We start from the raw sequence: 16,025 nt of genomic DNA on the forward strand, positions 1-16,025 counted from the left end.
GGTGAGTCCGAGGGATAAATATATATTATAATAGTATGGTTGGTTGGATATGAGATTTGAAAATGTATATTTCATAACAGGCACGGCTTATGCGGGCAAATCCACCATGGTGAAGATGCTGGCTGAAAAGCACGGCGGTATCGAGTGCGGCGAGAATTATCACGATGCACTTTTACCCAAGCTGGACAAGGCTGAATTTCCGTGCCTGACATATACCCGCGACCTTGTGGAATGGCGGGATTTCGTGGTGCGTACACCCGACGAATATGAGCGATGGGTGGATGGAGTATCAAAGGAATGTGAGATACTTGAACTGCGGATACTGGAGGGTATTGCGGACAAGGGCAGACCTGTTTTCGTGGATACGAATATAAGCCTTGAAACTCTGGGCAGGATAACTGACAGACAGCACGTACTGATCATGCTGGCAGAGCCCTGTATTTCTGTCAGCAGATTTTTTGACCGTCCCGACAGGGAAAAGCAGTTTCTTTATCAGCTTTTGATGGCTGAGAAAGACCCCGAAAAGGCGCTTGAAAATTTCAGGCAGTGCCTTATGCGGATAAATTCACCCGAAAGAAATGAGCGGTTTGCAAATTCGGGATTTACGGTGATACGCAGGGACGAAAGCAGAACTCCCGCGGAGACCCTTGAACTGGTTGAAAGGGCTTTAGGACTTGGTTAGGAACATTTTTCTCGGTAAACGAGTAATATATTCAGAGAAAAAACAGGAGGACTATCATGGATTTCAGACTTACTGTAAAACAGAAGATAAGCAACGTTGAATTCGGTGAAGCGGATATCGTCAAGGCGGCCGGGGCTGACGGAAAGTTTGAAGCACAGGCGCTGCCTTTTGCGAAGACTGCCTGCAACGGATTTATCCGCAGCTGGGCTGAGGGCGTGGGCGTTACCCTCGCAACTCAGAAGGATTGGGTGAAGAACATAAAGACAGGCGCTATGGAGAAAACGGTCACTGTACGTGATGGTGGCAAGCCCTTGACCTATGTTTTCGTGCTGGAAACTGTCTGACGGTCATTATTAAAAGAATAAACAATAGCGGATATATTTTTCTTACAATTCACAAAAGATTAATAAATAAAACGTTTAAGTTGTTGTAATTATTGCAAAAGTATGTTATAATTAACTCGACGAATATATTTTGGGAACATCGGCGGGGTAAAGTCGGATGGTGCCGTGTGTCCCTATCATATCAGGAGGAATGATAAAATGGCAAAAAAAACTGAGAAGATCATGTCAAAGGAAGAACTGAAAAAGCAGTTCATCGAGATACTGCACAACGATTTTCAGACCATTCCCGATGAGGCGACAGACAAGCAGGTATACGAGGCACTGTCGAAGATAGTAGTCGGCATACTGAAGACCAAGAGAAGACACTTCACAATGGCTACACAGTCTGCGGGCAAGAAGAAGGTGTACTATCTTTCCATGGAGTTCCTGATGGGACGTTCGCTGAAAACTTCTCTTTATAATCTGGAAATGAACAACCAGGCAAGAGATATGCTCAAAGACCTGGGTATCTCCATAAACGGCGTATACGAGCAGGAGCCCGATGCAGGTCTGGGCAACGGCGGTCTCGGCAGACTTGCTGCCTGCTATCTTGATGCGCTGGCTGCTGACGGCTACCACGCAACTGGATACTCCATATGCTACGAGTACGGCATCTTCAAGCAGAAGCTGGAAGACGGCTGGCAGACAGAGCTTCCCGATAACTGGCTGCCCGGCGGTTCAGTATGGCTGGTACCCTCGCCCACAAAGGCTATCGAGGTACGTTTTGACGGCGAACTGAAAGAGTACTGGGACAATCAGTACCACTGCGTAACTCACGAGAACTATACTTCCGTTATGGCTGTGCCTTATGACCTGTACGTATCGGGCTACGGCAGTGCGGCAGTATCCAAGCTGAGACTGTGGAAAGCTGAGATGGCTTCCTTTGATATGCCTTTCTTCAACAAGGGTGACTACGCAAAGGCACTTAGCAAGAACATCATGTCACAGGCTATAACAAAAGTCCTTTACCCCAACGACAACCATGCAGAGGGCAAGAGCCTGAGACTCAGACAGCAGTACTTCCTGTGTGCAGCTTCCGTAGGTGATATCGTTCATCAGCATATGTCCGTATACGGCACACTGGATAATCTGCATGAAAAGGTGGCTATCCACATCAACGATACTCACCCCACATTGGCTATCCCCGAACTGATGAGAATACTTCTGGACGACTGCGGATACAGCTGGGATAAAGCTTGGCACATCGTTACAAACACATTCGCATACACCAACCACACAGTTATGCCCGAGGCACTGGAGAAGTGGGACTGCAATCTGCTGAAGAGCGTTTGCCCCAGAATATTCTCCATCATCATCGAGATAAACGAGAGATACTGCCGCGACCTGTGGGAGAGATACCGCGACGAGGCAAAGTGCGGTCATATGTCAATAGTTGAGAACAACAAGGTCAAGATGGCTACACTGTGTGTACACGCTTCTCACAGCGTTAACGGCGTTGCTAAGATACATTCCGAGATCATCAAGAAAGAGACTTTCAAGGACGAGTATCTTGATACTCCTACAAAGTTCAAGAACGTTACCAACGGTATCGCTTACAGAAGATGGCTGTACCAGTCCAACGAGGGTCTGACCGAACTTCTGAAAGAGAAGATCGGTGACGGTTTCCTGAAGAATGCTTCCGAACTCAGCAAGCTGGCTGTATTCAAGGACGATGAAAAAGTTCTCAACAGACTGGCTGAGATAAAGAAGGAAAACAAGGAGAGATTCGCGAAGTACGTTAAGAACCAGTACGGCGCTGTGCTGAACACGGATTCCATATTCGATGTACAGGTAAAGAGACTTCACGAGTACAAGCGTCAACAGCTGAATGCGCTGAATATAATCGCGCAGTACAACTATCTCAAGGCTAATCCCAACGCTGATTTCGTGCCCAAGACCTACATCTTTGCGGCTAAGGCGGCACCCGGATACTACATGGCTAAGCAGATAATCAAGCTGATATGGAACATCTCACAGGAGCTGAAAAAGAACGACAAGCTGAGAGAAAAGCTGAACGTTATCTTCCTTGAAGACTACAACGTATCCCTTTCAGAGATACTGATGCCCGCGGCTGATATCTCCGAGCAGATATCCCTTGCAGGTACCGAAGCAAGCGGTACGGGCAACATGAAGCTGATGATAAACGGCGCAGTTACTCTGGGTACTATGGACGGCGCAAATGTTGAGATACACGAGCAGGTAGGCGACGACAACATCATCATCTTTGGTATGAACGTTGACGAGGTAAATGCCTGCAAGGCGGGTTACAGACCTATCGAGATATACAACAAGAACCAGATAGTAAAGCAGGCTATCGATACTATCCAGTACGGTGTGAACGGAGTACAGTTCCCCGAGATAGCTGACACCCTGAAAAACACCGATACCTATATGGCACTGAAGGACTTCGACAGCTATCAGCAGGCACAGAAGTTTGCCAGCGAGTGCTACGCCGACAAGATGAAGTGGCAGAGAATGAGCCTTGCAAACATCGCAGGCGCAGGCATCTTCTCCGCTGACCGCTCCGTTGAAGAGTACGCAAAGGACATCTGGGGACTCACCAAATAATTCATAATTCACAATTCATAATTCGTAATTGTTGGCAGAGAACGCGGGTTTTGTGTTCTGGCATTTGGATTGCGTTGAAATGAGTTTGATGTTCTTTCGGTAATTCATAATTTTGGCAATGGCGAGAAGTTCTTGCTCTGTTATGTAAATTGCGGATTTATGAGTTTGAAGTTCTAAAAAATAATCGTGCGCTTATCGCGAATTAGCGGTAAGCGCACTTTCTTATGTACTCAAATTGTCAGCGCAGGGAACTGATAAGTCATGCTGATTTAAGATAGCAAAACACACCCGCGCCCCTTGACAAAAATTTTGAATTGTGAATTATGAATTAAAGCGAAGCCCCTGCATGAAGCCGTCGGATGCGGTGGAGCTGACATCGCCGCCTATCAGCTGACCGTCACTGACCATCAGGTGGCAGAGTATGCAGTCTTCTTTTTCGTGGTCGGGATAGTTGAGAACTTTGTAGGTGTAGACCTGTACCTGCATACCTTTGTAGGCGTTGAGGTCGAAGCCCTGCTGTTTCTGAAGATCGTTGTAGCTCTTGTAGACATCGCTCCATTCTTCGGGGATAAGCACGGTCTTGACTTCGTCGAACTTTTCTGGGACTTCCCAGCCCATTTCGTGCAAAAAATGCTGACGCTTTGTTTCGCTGTCAAGCTCGCGGATATTGTTTCGTCCTTTCAGCCCGAAAAACAAAAGCATAGCCAGCACAGCGGCGGCTATACCAAGTATAACTGTCAGCCAGACTTTGGGTCGTTTAACTTTTACGGTGTGTATGAACATAGATGTATCCTCCCTGAAATGCATTTGATAAATAATATGCCGTGGGATGATAAAATAGACTTGCTGTTTTTCTGCCGAAGGGGTAAACTGAAAGTTCAGTTTTGAAAGAGGTTTTCTGAACTCTTTCGCGCGTAGAACAGTGCAAATTTTGCCGTGAAATGTTAAAATAATTATCAGAAAACAATTCACGATTAGTATATAAGGTCGGAAATCTGTCGCATTTTGATGGTGAAATGTTGTGCAAGATAGCTAAAAATTTATAGGGGGATTAATATGAAATCACGATTTTAAGCTTTTTTGCCCGAATTGCTTTGACAATTACAAAATATGTGGTAAAATATATATTAGGTAACACCGACTTTGGTTATGTTTTTCTCAACTATCTGTTTTGCTGACAGATAATTGCGGAAAAGATGGGTATGGTTATTTTATTTAATCAAAGTCAATAGGGTGAAGGATTCCGCGCGGGCGGAGATAGATCAATGATACCGCCGTGAAAGCGCATTTATGAAAGGAGTAATAGACTATGTCTAAAATCATTGCAGTTACGTCAGGTAAGGGTGGAACGGGAAAGTCCTCCATCAGTGCTTGTCTGGGATATGCATTGGCTAAGCAGGGCAACAGAACTCTGATAATCGAGCTGGACTTCGGTCTGAGATGCATGGACATCATGCTCGGTATGCAGGGTAATATCACCTACGATCTGGGCGATGTGCTGGAGGGCACCTGTGACGTATACAAGGCTACTACCACAGTCAAGCTGGCATCGAACCTGAGCGTACTGTGCGCACCTTCCGATCCTTTTGTACAGCTTAAAGCGGAGGACATAGAGAAGATCACACATGAGATGAGAAAGTATTTTGAATACATCATCATAGATACCTCGGCAGGTATCAACGGCTCGGTATTTGATATAGTTACCAATTCCGACCTGATACTGATAGTAACAACTCCCGACCCTGTTTGTGTAAGAGATGCACAGATGATGTCTGACGAGTTCTACAAGAGAGGAAATCAGAAGCAGAGACTTGTGATAAACAAGGCAAGCAAGAGAATATTCGAGTTTGAGGATATGGACGACCTTGACGCGATAATCGATACCGTAGGAGTACAGCTGCTGGGCGTTATCCCTGAGGATTCCGCGATACCGCTGGCTACCGGCAAGGGCGCTCCGCTGTCGTCCAGCTCCATGGGCTTTGTAGCTTTCTCGGCGATCTCGAGAAGGATCAAGGGCGAGCATATTCCGATTCAGATCAAGATGTGACCTTAATCAACGACTAAAAACTGGGGGGATTTTCTTTGAATATAGCACTCATCGCGCATGATACCAAGAAGGAACTTATGGTGCAGTTCTGCATAGCGTACTGCGGTATACTTAGCAAGCACAGACTTTGTGCAACAGGCACAACAGGCAAGATAGTTGCTGAGGCAACTGGTCTTTCGATACAGCGCTACATGGGCGGTTCGCAGGGCGGCGATCAGCAGATCGCAGCAAGGATCTCATGTAATGAGATAGACCTTCTGCTGTTCTTCCGTGACCCTATCTCAGCGAAGCCTCATGAGCCCAACGAGATGAATTTGCTTAGACTCTGCGATGTTCACAACATACCTGTTGCGACCAATATCGCTACAGCAGAAGCACTTATACACTCTCTTGAGAGGGGCGACCTTGACTGGAGAGATATTGTCAATCCGACTACACAGAACTAGGATAGATAACATTATCGGCAAACGCTCTGTTTGCCGATTTTTTGTGTGATACGGAACAGTATGACCAAAGGAGGGGCTATGAAACTTTCCGAACTGCTGAATGAGAGCCCGACTGACGAGAACATCCAAAGGCTGTTATACAGCGGGCTGGATTATGACGGAAGCCCGGCTGGGGCGATAATGGTGCTGGGCAGCAGGAAAGCCTGCGACTACCGCGTACCCGAGGCGGCGAGGCTTTACAGCGAAGGCAGAGCCCCTGTGATGCTGCTTATCGGGGGCAAGGTGCAGGATACCTCACTGGGAGAGATGCCCGAGTGTGAGAGCATGGAGAGGGCGGCTGTCGCCCTTGGTGTGCCGCCGGAGAACATCATCACCGAGAGAAAATCGATGAACACTGCGGATAACTTCATGTATTCCGAAGTCCTGCTGAGAGATATCCTGCCCGAAGGCGGAAAAATCATACTTGTGACCACGGCTTATCATATGAGACGGGCTCTTCTGATGGCTAATAAGATGCTTCCGCAGTATAGATTTATAACCTGTCCCGTGCAAAAGGGGTCGGCGACAAAAGAAAATTGGTACAAAACCGAAAAAGGTCGGCTGACAGTACTTGACGAATGGCGAAAATTAAGTTATTATATAAGGGTAGGTATTTTTGAGGATACCGAGATTTGATATCATGACTCATCAGGGAGAAGACACAGTATGAGCGATTATATGATACGGGATGTTAGAGATGATGATGCCGCTGAGCTTTTGCGGATATATTCTTATTATGTTCTGAACACCGCGGTCTCATTTGAATATGAAGCGCCGACGGTTCGGGAGTTTTGTGAGCGTATAAGGAAGATCACCGCGAAGTATCCATATCTTGTATGTGAAAAAGATGGCGGGATAGTTGGGTATGTCTATGCGGGGGAATACAGTTCAAGAGAAGCTTATTCGTGGACTGTTGCAACGTCGATATACGTGAAAAAGGAACTCCGCAGACAGGGCATAGGCACCATGCTTTATGCAGAGCTGGAAAAGCGTCTGCGGGATATGGGTATAGTCAATCTTCTGGCAGGTGCTGCATACTGCGAAAACGAGGACGAATATCTTACACATGACAGCTATGATTTTCATGCTGCCAGTGGTTTTCATCAGGTGGCACGGCTGGAAACTGTCGGAAAGAAATTCGGCAGATGGTATGATCTTGTGTGGATGCAGAAAAAGATCAGTGAAGGCTGATATCATATAAATTCGGAGGTCACGGATATGAAGAATGTATTCATAGAGCCCTGGGGAAGTCAGCCGCGACATTGATGCTGATCTTGAAACTCACAGGTAAACGGCTCATAAAATAATGGAGGTAAGTAAAAATGGCAATGATACAGAGACCCAAGGGCACAGCTGATATGCTGCCCGCACAGGCTTATAAATGGCACACCATAGAAAAACTGGCATCGGAGACTGCTGAGCAGTACGGTTTCAGGGAGATAAGAGTTCCCGCTTTTGAGGAGACAGGTCTTTTCCTGCGTTCTGTTGGCGAGACTACCGATGTTGTTCAGAAAGAGATGTACACCGTAACCGCTACGGGCGACAGCGAATTCACACTGCGTCCCGAGGGTACAGCAGGCGTTATGAGAGCTGTTATCGAGAACGGTCTTCTCAACGAGGCTTTCCCCCAGAAGGTATATTATCTCATAAACTGTTTCAGACACGAGAACGTACAGAAAGGCAGACTACGTGAGTTCCACCAGTTCGGCTGTGAGATGGTAGGCTCGGCTGATGCAAAGGCTGATGCTGACGTTATCTCGATGGCTAAGAGCTTTATGGACAGGATAGGTCTGAGGGATATCGAACTGAATATCAATTCCATCGGCTGTCCCACCTGCCGTGCGAAGTATCAGCAGGCGCTGAGAGATTATTTCGGCGCAAGGAGAGATGAGCTCTGCGATACCTGCAAGGAAAGACTTGAAAAGAACCCTATGAGACTTCTGGACTGCAAGTCGCCCATATGCAAGGAGATAGGCAAGAATGCTCCGCTGATAATCGACTATCTCTGCGACGAGTGTAGCGACCACTTTGAGAAGCTGAAAAAGTATCTTGGTCTGATGGGCATAGATTTCGTTGTCAACCCCAGGATAGTAAGAGGTCTTGATTACTACACAAGGACTGTTTTCGAGTTCATATCCAAGGATATCGGCGCACAGGGAACTGTATGCGGCGGCGGACGTTATGACGGTCTTATCGAGGAACTGAGCGGCAAGGCTGTTCCTGCACTGGGATTCGCTATGGGTATCGAGAGATTGATACTGACTATGGAAGCTCAGAACTGTGATTTCATGGAGGAGAAGACCTGCGACCTGTATATAGCATCCATGGGGGACGAGGCTGTGGATAAGTCCATGGAGCTGGCTATGAAGCTGAGGGACGAAGGATTCTTTGTTGAGTACGACCTCATGGGCAGAGGTATAAAGCCTCAGATGAAGTATGCGGGCAAGATAGGTGCGAAATTCGTGCTGGTAATAGGTTCAAGCGAGCTGGAGACAGGCTGTGCAAAGCTGAAGAATATGGCAAGCGGCGAACAGGCTGATATAAAGCTGGACGACAGCTTTGTTGATAATTTCTCGAATGCGCTGATGGCTGAGATGTTCAAGGATATCGACGGCGAGATGGCAGCGCTGCTCGGAAAGGAGTAATTCCATGGCAGGTAACAGATGCGAACAGTGTGAGAATATCATGGTAAGGGATATAATAAGCCCGCAGGAATATCTTTTCTGCGCTAATTCCCTTGTAGGACTGCTGATAGCGGGTGATGTTGAGATGACATTCTCGACCTGCCCTTTAGGCAAGATAGTTGACGATGATATGCACTTCACCATGAACAAGTATTTTCACCAGTTCAGGTGTACTAAGTGCGGTACGATCTATGGAATGCTCTTTAATACCAAAACAGGCGGCGAGATAAGGATAAACGATAAGGTCTTCAACCCTGATGATTATCCCGATAAGCCCGATACAAAGGAAGAGTGAGCAGATGGCTGAGAATTACAGCATCACGGTACAGCTGACTAAAAAGAAGCTGAAAAAACGCCTTAACTGCGATCTTGTGGAGTACAAGCCATCGATAAACGTGATGAGCATGGGCAGATTCATGAGGAAGCACAAGATGGAGAGCATATACTACGGCAGGGTCAGCGGTGACAATGTGCAGATATTCTACCACAAGGCGAAGAAGAAAGACGGCGGTATGACGGGTTTTTTCGGAAAGATCATCGAAAAGGACGATGTATGTGAGCTTACGGGCAAATTTCGCAAGCCAATGTATGCCTATATCTCGGCGGTGATTCTGATACTGCTGTGCATAGCCTGCGCTATCGGTACTTTTGCCGCGGGTTCGTGGCAGGGTGCGCTGGTATTTCTGGCGATAGGTGCGGCAGGCGGATTCGTTATGCTTTACGATAACTACAAGAAATATCTGAGAAAATATCTGGAAGGACTTGCCTCGAAAAAGCGGTGAGTCACGGTTTGGTATGCAGATGATATGATGTTTAGCCGCAGGGGCTGTTTCGAGTCTTTGCGGCTATTTTTGAAAATATTGAGATCTGACAACAGCAGAGCGGAGGCTGAATATGCTGAGGCAGTACGGTTGATGCTGTGTGCAAGGTTAATTTTGTGTAAGCAGAGAACTTGAATGAAAGAGGGGTCAGAATATGAAGAAGCCTAATATGGCCGCAACTGCGGTGATATTTTTTATTTTCGGGATACTGGTGCCCGCAGTGCTGCTGTGGGTGGTGACTTTCGGAATGGACGAAAGCCGTGAGTACAAAGAGAATGGCATAAAGGTAAACTGTACTGTTATAGGAACGTCTGTGACAGGGTCAAGCAGCAGACCGAAGGTAAAGTACAAGTCCCCCGATGGTGACTGGATAGAGGCTGACTGCATAGCCAACGGCAAGGTCATGATGGGACAGAAAATAGAGGGCTATGTAATGCCCGATGACCCGAAGAACGTGTATTGTCCGCCAGATATGGCACTGAAAATGGTTTTCTATGCACTTGCGGCAGCTGCCTTCATAGGCGGCGGAGTAGCATTATTCAAGGGGCTGAAAGACCGGAGAAAATACAATATCCTCATCAAGAACGGTGTACCATGCAAGGCACAGCTGACCAGCTGGCATAAAAATGATAGCGGTCTAATGAATATACAGCTGCGCGTGTTCAGACGTAACGGTGAGGAAGAAATAATCAATGTCGAGGCGTTGAAAGGTACGCCGATAGTGGGCGAATATTATGATATCCTTATGTCGGAGGACGATAAGGGCAGGGTAACTGCGGCACTTAACGATGAAAGGCTGAGTATATAATGGGCGAGATAATGAGACTTGACAAGCTGGTGGCTTCCCAGTTTGCGGATATATCAAGGGCTGATGTGAAAAAGCTCTGCCTGAAAAAGAAGATAACGGTGAACGGCAAGCTTATGGCAAGGTCGGACGCTAAGGTGAATACAGACGATGAGATAATCATCGACGGCAAAAAGCTGACCTATAAAAAGCATATCTACATCATGCTGAACAAGCCCGCAGGGGTGGTTTGTTCGACTAAAGAGGGCGCAAGCAGGACTGTCCTTGACCTGGTGCCCGATGAACTGCGCAGAGACGGACTTTTTCCTGCGGGAAGGCTGGACAAGGACACCGAGGGCTTCGTGCTGATAACCGATGACGGCGAACTTAGCCACAGAATGCTGTCACCCAAGACCCATGTTCCGAAGACCTACTTTGTAAGGCTGGAAAAACCATGGGAGGAAAGCTACAAGGACATCATGGCAGAGGGCATGACGATAGACGGACTGCGTGAGGGCGACCCTGAAGAGAAGTGTCTGCCGGCGCAATTTTTGGCATCTGACGAAAACGTTTGCGAATGTACCCTTATACTGCATGAGGGTAAGTTTCATCAGGTCAAACGTATGTTTGAAAAGGTGGGCAACAAGGTGGTCTACCTGAAGAGGGTGGCGATAGGTGAAATGCCGTTGGATAGGGGTTTAGAGCTTGGTCAGTGTTTGGAAATTATGCACAAAGATGTTGAAAAATTATTGACGCGAAAATAGCCGAATTGGAAAATATTTACAGCGCTTCATGCATTTTCGTTAATATACCTAAAGTAACTCGCTAAAGTTTAGTTAAAAAAACTCTTGCTACTTAGATTAAAATTTGATATGATATATGTGTACTAATTCGGGTATAAGTGTGACCATGTCCGAGTTTGAGGAAAAAATTCAATAGGGAGGTTCTTTTTAATGGCAAGCGTATCATTAAGAGAAATTTATAAGAAGTATGCCGGCGGCGTTATCGCTGTTTCCGACTTCAACATTGAGATCAAGGATAAGGAATTCATAATCCTGGTTGGTCCTTCCGGCTGCGGTAAGTCTACTACACTGAGAATGATCGCAGGTCTGGAGGAGATCAGTGAAGGTGAGCTGTACATCGGAGACAGACTTGTTAACGACGTAGCTCCTAAGGACAGAGATATCGCGATGGTTTTCCAGAACTACGCTCTGTATCCTCATATGACCGTTTTTGAGAACATGGCATTCGGTCTTAAGCTGAGAAAGGTTCCCAAGGACGAGATCGCAAGAAAGGTTGAAGAAGCTGGTAGAATCCTGGATATCTCTCACCTGCTCGACAGAAAGCCTAAGGCTCTGTCCGGTGGTCAGAGACAGCGTGTGGCTCTGGGTAGAGCTATTGTTCGTAATCCTCAGGTATTCCTGCTCGACGAGCCTCTTTCCAACCTGGATGCTAAGCTGAGAGCTCAGATGAGAACCGAGATCTCCAAGCTGCACAAGAAGCTGGGTACAACATTCATCTACGTAACACACGATCAGACCGAGGCTATGACCATGGGCGACAGAATCGTTGTTATGAAGGACGGTTACATCCAGCAGATCGATACACCTACAAACCTCTACAACAATCCTGTTAACCAGTTTGTTGCAGGCTTCATCGGTTCACCTCAGATGAACTTCATCGATGCTAAGCTGCTGAAGAGAGACGGCAAGTACATTGTTGAGTTCGGTTCCGATGACACTAAGACTTCCAAGGGCGTTAAGTACCAGGTAGAAGTTCCTGAGTCCAAGGCTGATCCCGAGGCACTTGAGCCCCTGGTAGATCAGGAAATTGTTCTCGGCGTAAGACCTGAGTGCATCCACGATGAGGAGATGTTCCTCTCTGCTGCTAAGACAGGTATCATCAATGCTACTGTTGAAGTAACAGAAATGATGGGTGCTGAGACTTATCTGTACCTGACTTGCGAGGGTATCAACCTGACTGCAAGAGTATCGCCCAGATCTACTGCTAGACCTCAGGACGAGATCCAGGTAGCTCTTGATCCTAACAGAATCCACATCTTCGACAAGGAGACTGAGAAGGCTGTTGTAAACTGATAGCTTATCAATAAGGATATTATCCGCCCTTTCCGTAATGGAGAGGGCGGTTTTGTATGTTTTCATAAATCCTGTGTGGAATCGTTGTGCATTGCTACAAATATTCGGGATGCCCCATAAAAAGGGGAGAGCTCATTCGTATATGATACGGAGGGGATAACTATGAGAAGATACAAATTTATGATAGTGGCTTTGATACTGGGAACTGTGTGTATGCTTTGCGGTTGCAGACCTGATAGAATGTTCGAGGTAGAGTGTGATGGTCTGCCTGAGGATGAAAGCGTTTTTATGCTTATTGAACGCGGACAGGATGATGAACTTACCGATGCGGAGGATATGGCACTGTATGGCACGGAGATATGGTCATATGACAAGGACGGCATGGTGACAGCTGACAGGCTCTGTCAGAACGACATACCTTTTGATGTTTACCGCTCGGATGCTTCGGCGGGGCTGTATTTCAATACAAAAGATTATCAGCTAAGCTTCTGTGAAAAGTACAGGTATATAAAACTTGCGTTCTGTGATACAAATGGCAGGATAATAAAAGTCAGTGATGAACTGCCGCTGCTCTGTGAGGACAAGTATGCTGCTGTGGAAGATCTGGAGTATGACTGCAAAACAGGTGAATATACGGTAACAAAAATGATCGAGCGGAAATATCTGGGCATTGACAGGCTCACGCTGACGTTATGTTTTACGCTTCTCTCATGGGTCAGCGATATTATATTGTTTGTGATACTTATTGTGTGCATGAAGAAAAGGGTGTCAATAAAAAGACCTACTTTTTGTGTGACATTCGGGGTGCTAAGCCTTTGTAATGTTCTGTCGCTGATGTTTATGATAGTATCGCGTGCTGTGCCTTATTACAATGTTTACAATAAGAAGTTCAACTTTGAGTTTGTAAGCGGGCTGATAATTGATAATGCACTGTGGATAATCTGCATAGCAATGTTGATCATGTATGTGCGCAGGCAGCGGGAGAAAAGTCTTACATATAACGAGAGTAAAAATATATAGCGCATATTCGCCGCAGAAACGCTCTGCGGCGATTTTTTGCGTGAGATACTACCTGTTGGGTCTGGCAGATGGCATAAAATGCTAAATGTGCCGAATCTAACAGAAAACGGTTAGTCAATATGCTGTAAAAGAGGGGTGGGGTTTTGTGCAAATGTGTAATTATTCGTACACATTTTGATAAAATATTGACTTGATAAGCTAGGGTGTGATATAATTTATAGTGATGTATAATTGTTTGCCGTGACGCTCATTCGGGGACGGCTGCGGCAGTTTTGAATATCCAAATCATTTTTTAACGGAGGTCTATCCATGGAAAAGCAGATCAATTACGGAAGCTATGCGGGCTATAAGGAAACCGTTGGGAACCTTACTGCCGATCTGCAGGAGCTTCTGAAGCTCAGCGAAGAGATAGCGCTGGTCAATACCGCGGAATCCATCAAGGAAACGCTCGAAAAGGCTAAGGACGAGCACTTCGAGGTCGCTATCGTCGGTGAGTTCAAAAGAGGTAAGAGTACGCTTATCAACGCACTTCTCGGTCAGGAGGTACTGCCTGCCGATGTTCTGCCTGCGACTGCTACCCTTAACAGAGTTACGTACAGTACCGAGCCTTATGTTCAGGTCGAATACAAGAACGGCGATTCCGAGCGCGTTGAGATAGACAGGCTGGAGGAGTATGTTACCAAGCTTACCAGCGAATCCGAGCGCAAGGCGGAAACGGTAAAGGAAGCTACCGTTTACTACGATACCGAATTCTGCCGTAATAATGTGGATATAATCGACACTCCCGGTCTTAACGATGATGACCAGATGACCAATGTTACAATGTCCATCATTCCTAAGATAGATGCCGCTGTATTCGTTATAAGCGCGAATTCTCCTTTCTCACAGTTTGAAAAGGAGTTCCTGGAGAAGAAGATGCTGACCTCCGACGTGGGACGTATCATATTCGTTGTTAACTGCTTCGGCACATTCACTCAGGACGATGAGAACAAGATTGTCGAGACAGTACGTACACGTATAGGCAAGTACGTTATGGAAAAGGCGAAGAAGGTCATGGGCGAGGACAGCCGTGAGTTCGCCGTATACAAGAGAAAGATAGGCACACCGAGAGTTATCGGCGTGTACGCGAAGCGTGCCCTGACCGCCAAGACCATCGGCAGTCAGGAACTGCTGGAGCAGTCCAATTTCCCTGAGTTTGAAAAGGCTCTGGAAACTCTGCTGACACAGGAGCGCGGCGTTATCACACTTCAGATACTTGCAAACAAGATCACCAATTCGGGTACCGAGATACTGCGTTCGATAGTAATGCAGGAAAATGCCCTGATGATGGCTAACGACGAATTCATGGAGAAGTACGACGCTGCTATCAAGGAGATCGATGAGATAAGAAATATGAAGCGTTCGGAGTTCGTAAAGATCAACGATGCTGCTAATAAGGTGTTCGAGGATCTGCGTCCCGTACTTGATAATTACTGGAGCAATATCGAGGAAGCAGCTATGGAGGTTATCGACAACTTCCAGATGTCCTCCGAGGACTTCAAGAAGGACAGGCTGAAGCTGGTAAGCTCCAAGCTCACCGAGAAGATCAAGGAGAGCATGGAAGTAAGAGCGCAGCTGATCTGCGAGCAGATACAGAACAGCATAAATCAGGCTGTAAGCGGTGAGACTGAGAGACTGCAGGAATTCGAGGACGAGTTCTTCGAGAGCGTTGCAGCTATCCAGAGAATGTTTGCTGTATCCGACAGAGTATCTTCCAACGGCGGTACACTGGATAAGGTGATAGGTGCGGCTACCGGTGCTTACGGCGTAGGCGGTGTATATCTGGGATTCAGAGAATCAGGCATAAAGGGCGCACTGCTGGGCGGCGCTACAGGTCTTGCGGGCTTCTATGCGACTTACTATGCTGCAATGTTCTTTTCCGGTTTCTTCGGTCTGACAGGCGGTCTGCCCGTCATGCTGGTAATGATGGCATTTGCAGGTATCGCAGGTACTTTCACCTCAAACTTTGCAGTTGACAAGATACTGGTTCAGGAGAGGATAGACAAGTACAAGACCAATTTCAAGGCAAATGTCAAGAAGCAGTTCCACGAGATGATGCTCAACAACGACTTCACCGAGACAGTCAGACGTCAGGTATTCTCCTCCTTCGACAGCATCAAGAGCAAGATCGAGGAAGAGACCGAGATCATACTGAGAGATACACAGGAAACGCTGGATAACCTCAACGATCTCAAGGCAGAGAAGTCCGAGGTATCACAGAAGGAGATGGAAAGACTTCACGTTATCGCTGAGACAGCCAGCAAGCTGGTCCAGGATGCTTATGCTGTAAGAAAGGTGCTCAACGACGAGATAGGCATGACCAATTCTTCGTCCGAAAAGACCGAGAAGAAAGAGCAGCCTGAGCAGACCGAAAAAGCTGAAAAGCCCGAGGAGAGCGAAAAGGCCGAGAAATAAT

General features: G+C 46.8%; 16 protein-coding genes. 15 read left to right on the forward strand and 1 reads right to left on the reverse strand.

Translation table 11 applies throughout. From position 1 onward, the window contains the following. Nucleotides 1–49 precede the first annotated feature (49 nt). From BMY75_RS11470 to BMY75_RS11480, 3 genes are all read left to right on the forward strand, one after another. Nucleotides 50–682: a hypothetical protein gene (locus BMY75_RS11470; RefSeq protein ID WP_074833981.1), complete on the forward strand. Its 633-nt coding sequence runs from the start codon at nt 50–52 to the stop codon at nt 680–682. 56 nt (nt 683–738) lie between these two features. Beyond that, a complete protein-coding gene (locus BMY75_RS11475; RefSeq protein ID WP_074833983.1) occupies nt 739–1,026 on the forward strand; it encodes a hypothetical protein in 288 nt (95 codons plus the stop codon). 198 nt (nt 1,027–1,224) lie between these two features. Next, nucleotides 1,225–3,633, forward strand: a complete 2,409-nt coding sequence (locus BMY75_RS11480; protein ID WP_074833985.1) for a glycogen/starch/alpha-glucan phosphorylase — start codon at nt 1,225–1,227, stop codon at nt 3,631–3,633. A 321-nt stretch (nt 3,634–3,954) separates the two neighbouring features. On the opposite strand, the gene BMY75_RS11485 is transcribed toward BMY75_RS11480, so the two are convergent. Further along, a complete protein-coding gene (locus tag BMY75_RS11485; RefSeq protein ID WP_074833987.1) occupies nt 3,955–4,416 on the reverse strand; it encodes a DUF4830 domain-containing protein in 462 nt (153 codons plus the stop codon). Between the two features lie 526 nt (nt 4,417–4,942). Between BMY75_RS11485 and BMY75_RS11490 the strand changes: the two genes are divergently transcribed. The 12 genes from BMY75_RS11490 (at nt 4,943) to BMY75_RS11545 (ending at nt 16,024) form a co-directional block, all read left to right on the forward strand. Continuing rightward, nucleotides 4,943–5,680: a nucleotide-binding protein gene (locus BMY75_RS11490; RefSeq protein ID WP_074833990.1), complete on the forward strand. Its 738-nt coding sequence runs from the start codon at nt 4,943–4,945 to the stop codon at nt 5,678–5,680. A 35-nt stretch (nt 5,681–5,715) separates the two neighbouring features. Next, complete coding sequence (gene mgsA / locus BMY75_RS11495; protein WP_074833992.1) at nt 5,716–6,126, forward strand: methylglyoxal synthase; 411 nt, start codon at nt 5,716–5,718, stop codon at nt 6,124–6,126. A gap of 78 nt (nt 6,127–6,204) precedes the next feature. Then, on the forward strand, nt 6,205–6,801 hold the full coding sequence (locus BMY75_RS11500; RefSeq protein ID WP_074833994.1) for a YdcF family protein: 597 nt from the start codon (nt 6,205–6,207) through the stop codon (nt 6,799–6,801). Nucleotides 6,802–6,831: 30 nt separating this feature from the next. Beyond that, complete coding sequence (locus BMY75_RS11505) at nt 6,832–7,356, forward strand: GNAT family N-acetyltransferase (protein WP_074833996.1); 525 nt, start codon at nt 6,832–6,834, stop codon at nt 7,354–7,356. A 131-nt stretch (nt 7,357–7,487) separates the two neighbouring features. Continuing rightward, nucleotides 7,488–8,810: a histidine--tRNA ligase gene (hisS, locus tag BMY75_RS11510; protein ID WP_074833998.1), complete on the forward strand. Its 1,323-nt coding sequence runs from the start codon at nt 7,488–7,490 to the stop codon at nt 8,808–8,810. A 4-nt stretch (nt 8,811–8,814) separates the two neighbouring features. Beyond that, entirely contained in the window at nt 8,815–9,144 is a 330-nt protein-coding gene (locus tag BMY75_RS11515) for a hypothetical protein (RefSeq protein WP_074834000.1), read from the forward strand. A gap of 4 nt (nt 9,145–9,148) precedes the next feature. Then, on the forward strand, nt 9,149–9,631 hold the full coding sequence (locus BMY75_RS11520; protein WP_074834002.1) for a hypothetical protein: 483 nt from the start codon (nt 9,149–9,151) through the stop codon (nt 9,629–9,631). Between the two features lie 193 nt (nt 9,632–9,824). Further along, nucleotides 9,825–10,478, forward strand: a complete 654-nt coding sequence (locus BMY75_RS11525) for a DUF3592 domain-containing protein (protein WP_074834005.1) — start codon at nt 9,825–9,827, stop codon at nt 10,476–10,478. Continuing rightward, entirely contained in the window at nt 10,478–11,218 is a 741-nt protein-coding gene (locus BMY75_RS11530; RefSeq protein WP_074834007.1) for a pseudouridine synthase, read from the forward strand. Before BMY75_RS11525 ends, BMY75_RS11530 begins: the two co-directional genes overlap by 1 nt. A gap of 189 nt (nt 11,219–11,407) precedes the next feature. Then, the gene (locus BMY75_RS11535; RefSeq protein WP_074834009.1) at nt 11,408–12,550 is read left to right on the forward strand and encodes an ABC transporter ATP-binding protein; all 1,143 of its coding nucleotides are present in this window, start codon (nt 11,408–11,410) and stop codon (nt 12,548–12,550) included. Between the two features lie 162 nt (nt 12,551–12,712). Beyond that, nucleotides 12,713–13,570, forward strand: a complete 858-nt coding sequence (locus tag BMY75_RS11540; protein WP_074834012.1) for a hypothetical protein — start codon at nt 12,713–12,715, stop codon at nt 13,568–13,570. A gap of 309 nt (nt 13,571–13,879) precedes the next feature. After that, nucleotides 13,880–16,024 (forward strand): dynamin family protein, encoded by a 2,145-nt coding sequence (locus tag BMY75_RS11545; RefSeq protein WP_074834014.1) that lies wholly within the window; start codon nt 13,880–13,882, stop codon nt 16,022–16,024. Nucleotide 16,025: the final 1 nt, after the last annotated feature.

It is taken from the genome of Hominimerdicola alba, assembly GCF_900109655.1.
GTDB classification, from domain to species: domain Bacteria; phylum Bacillota; class Clostridia; order Oscillospirales; family Ruminococcaceae; genus Hominimerdicola; species Hominimerdicola alba_B.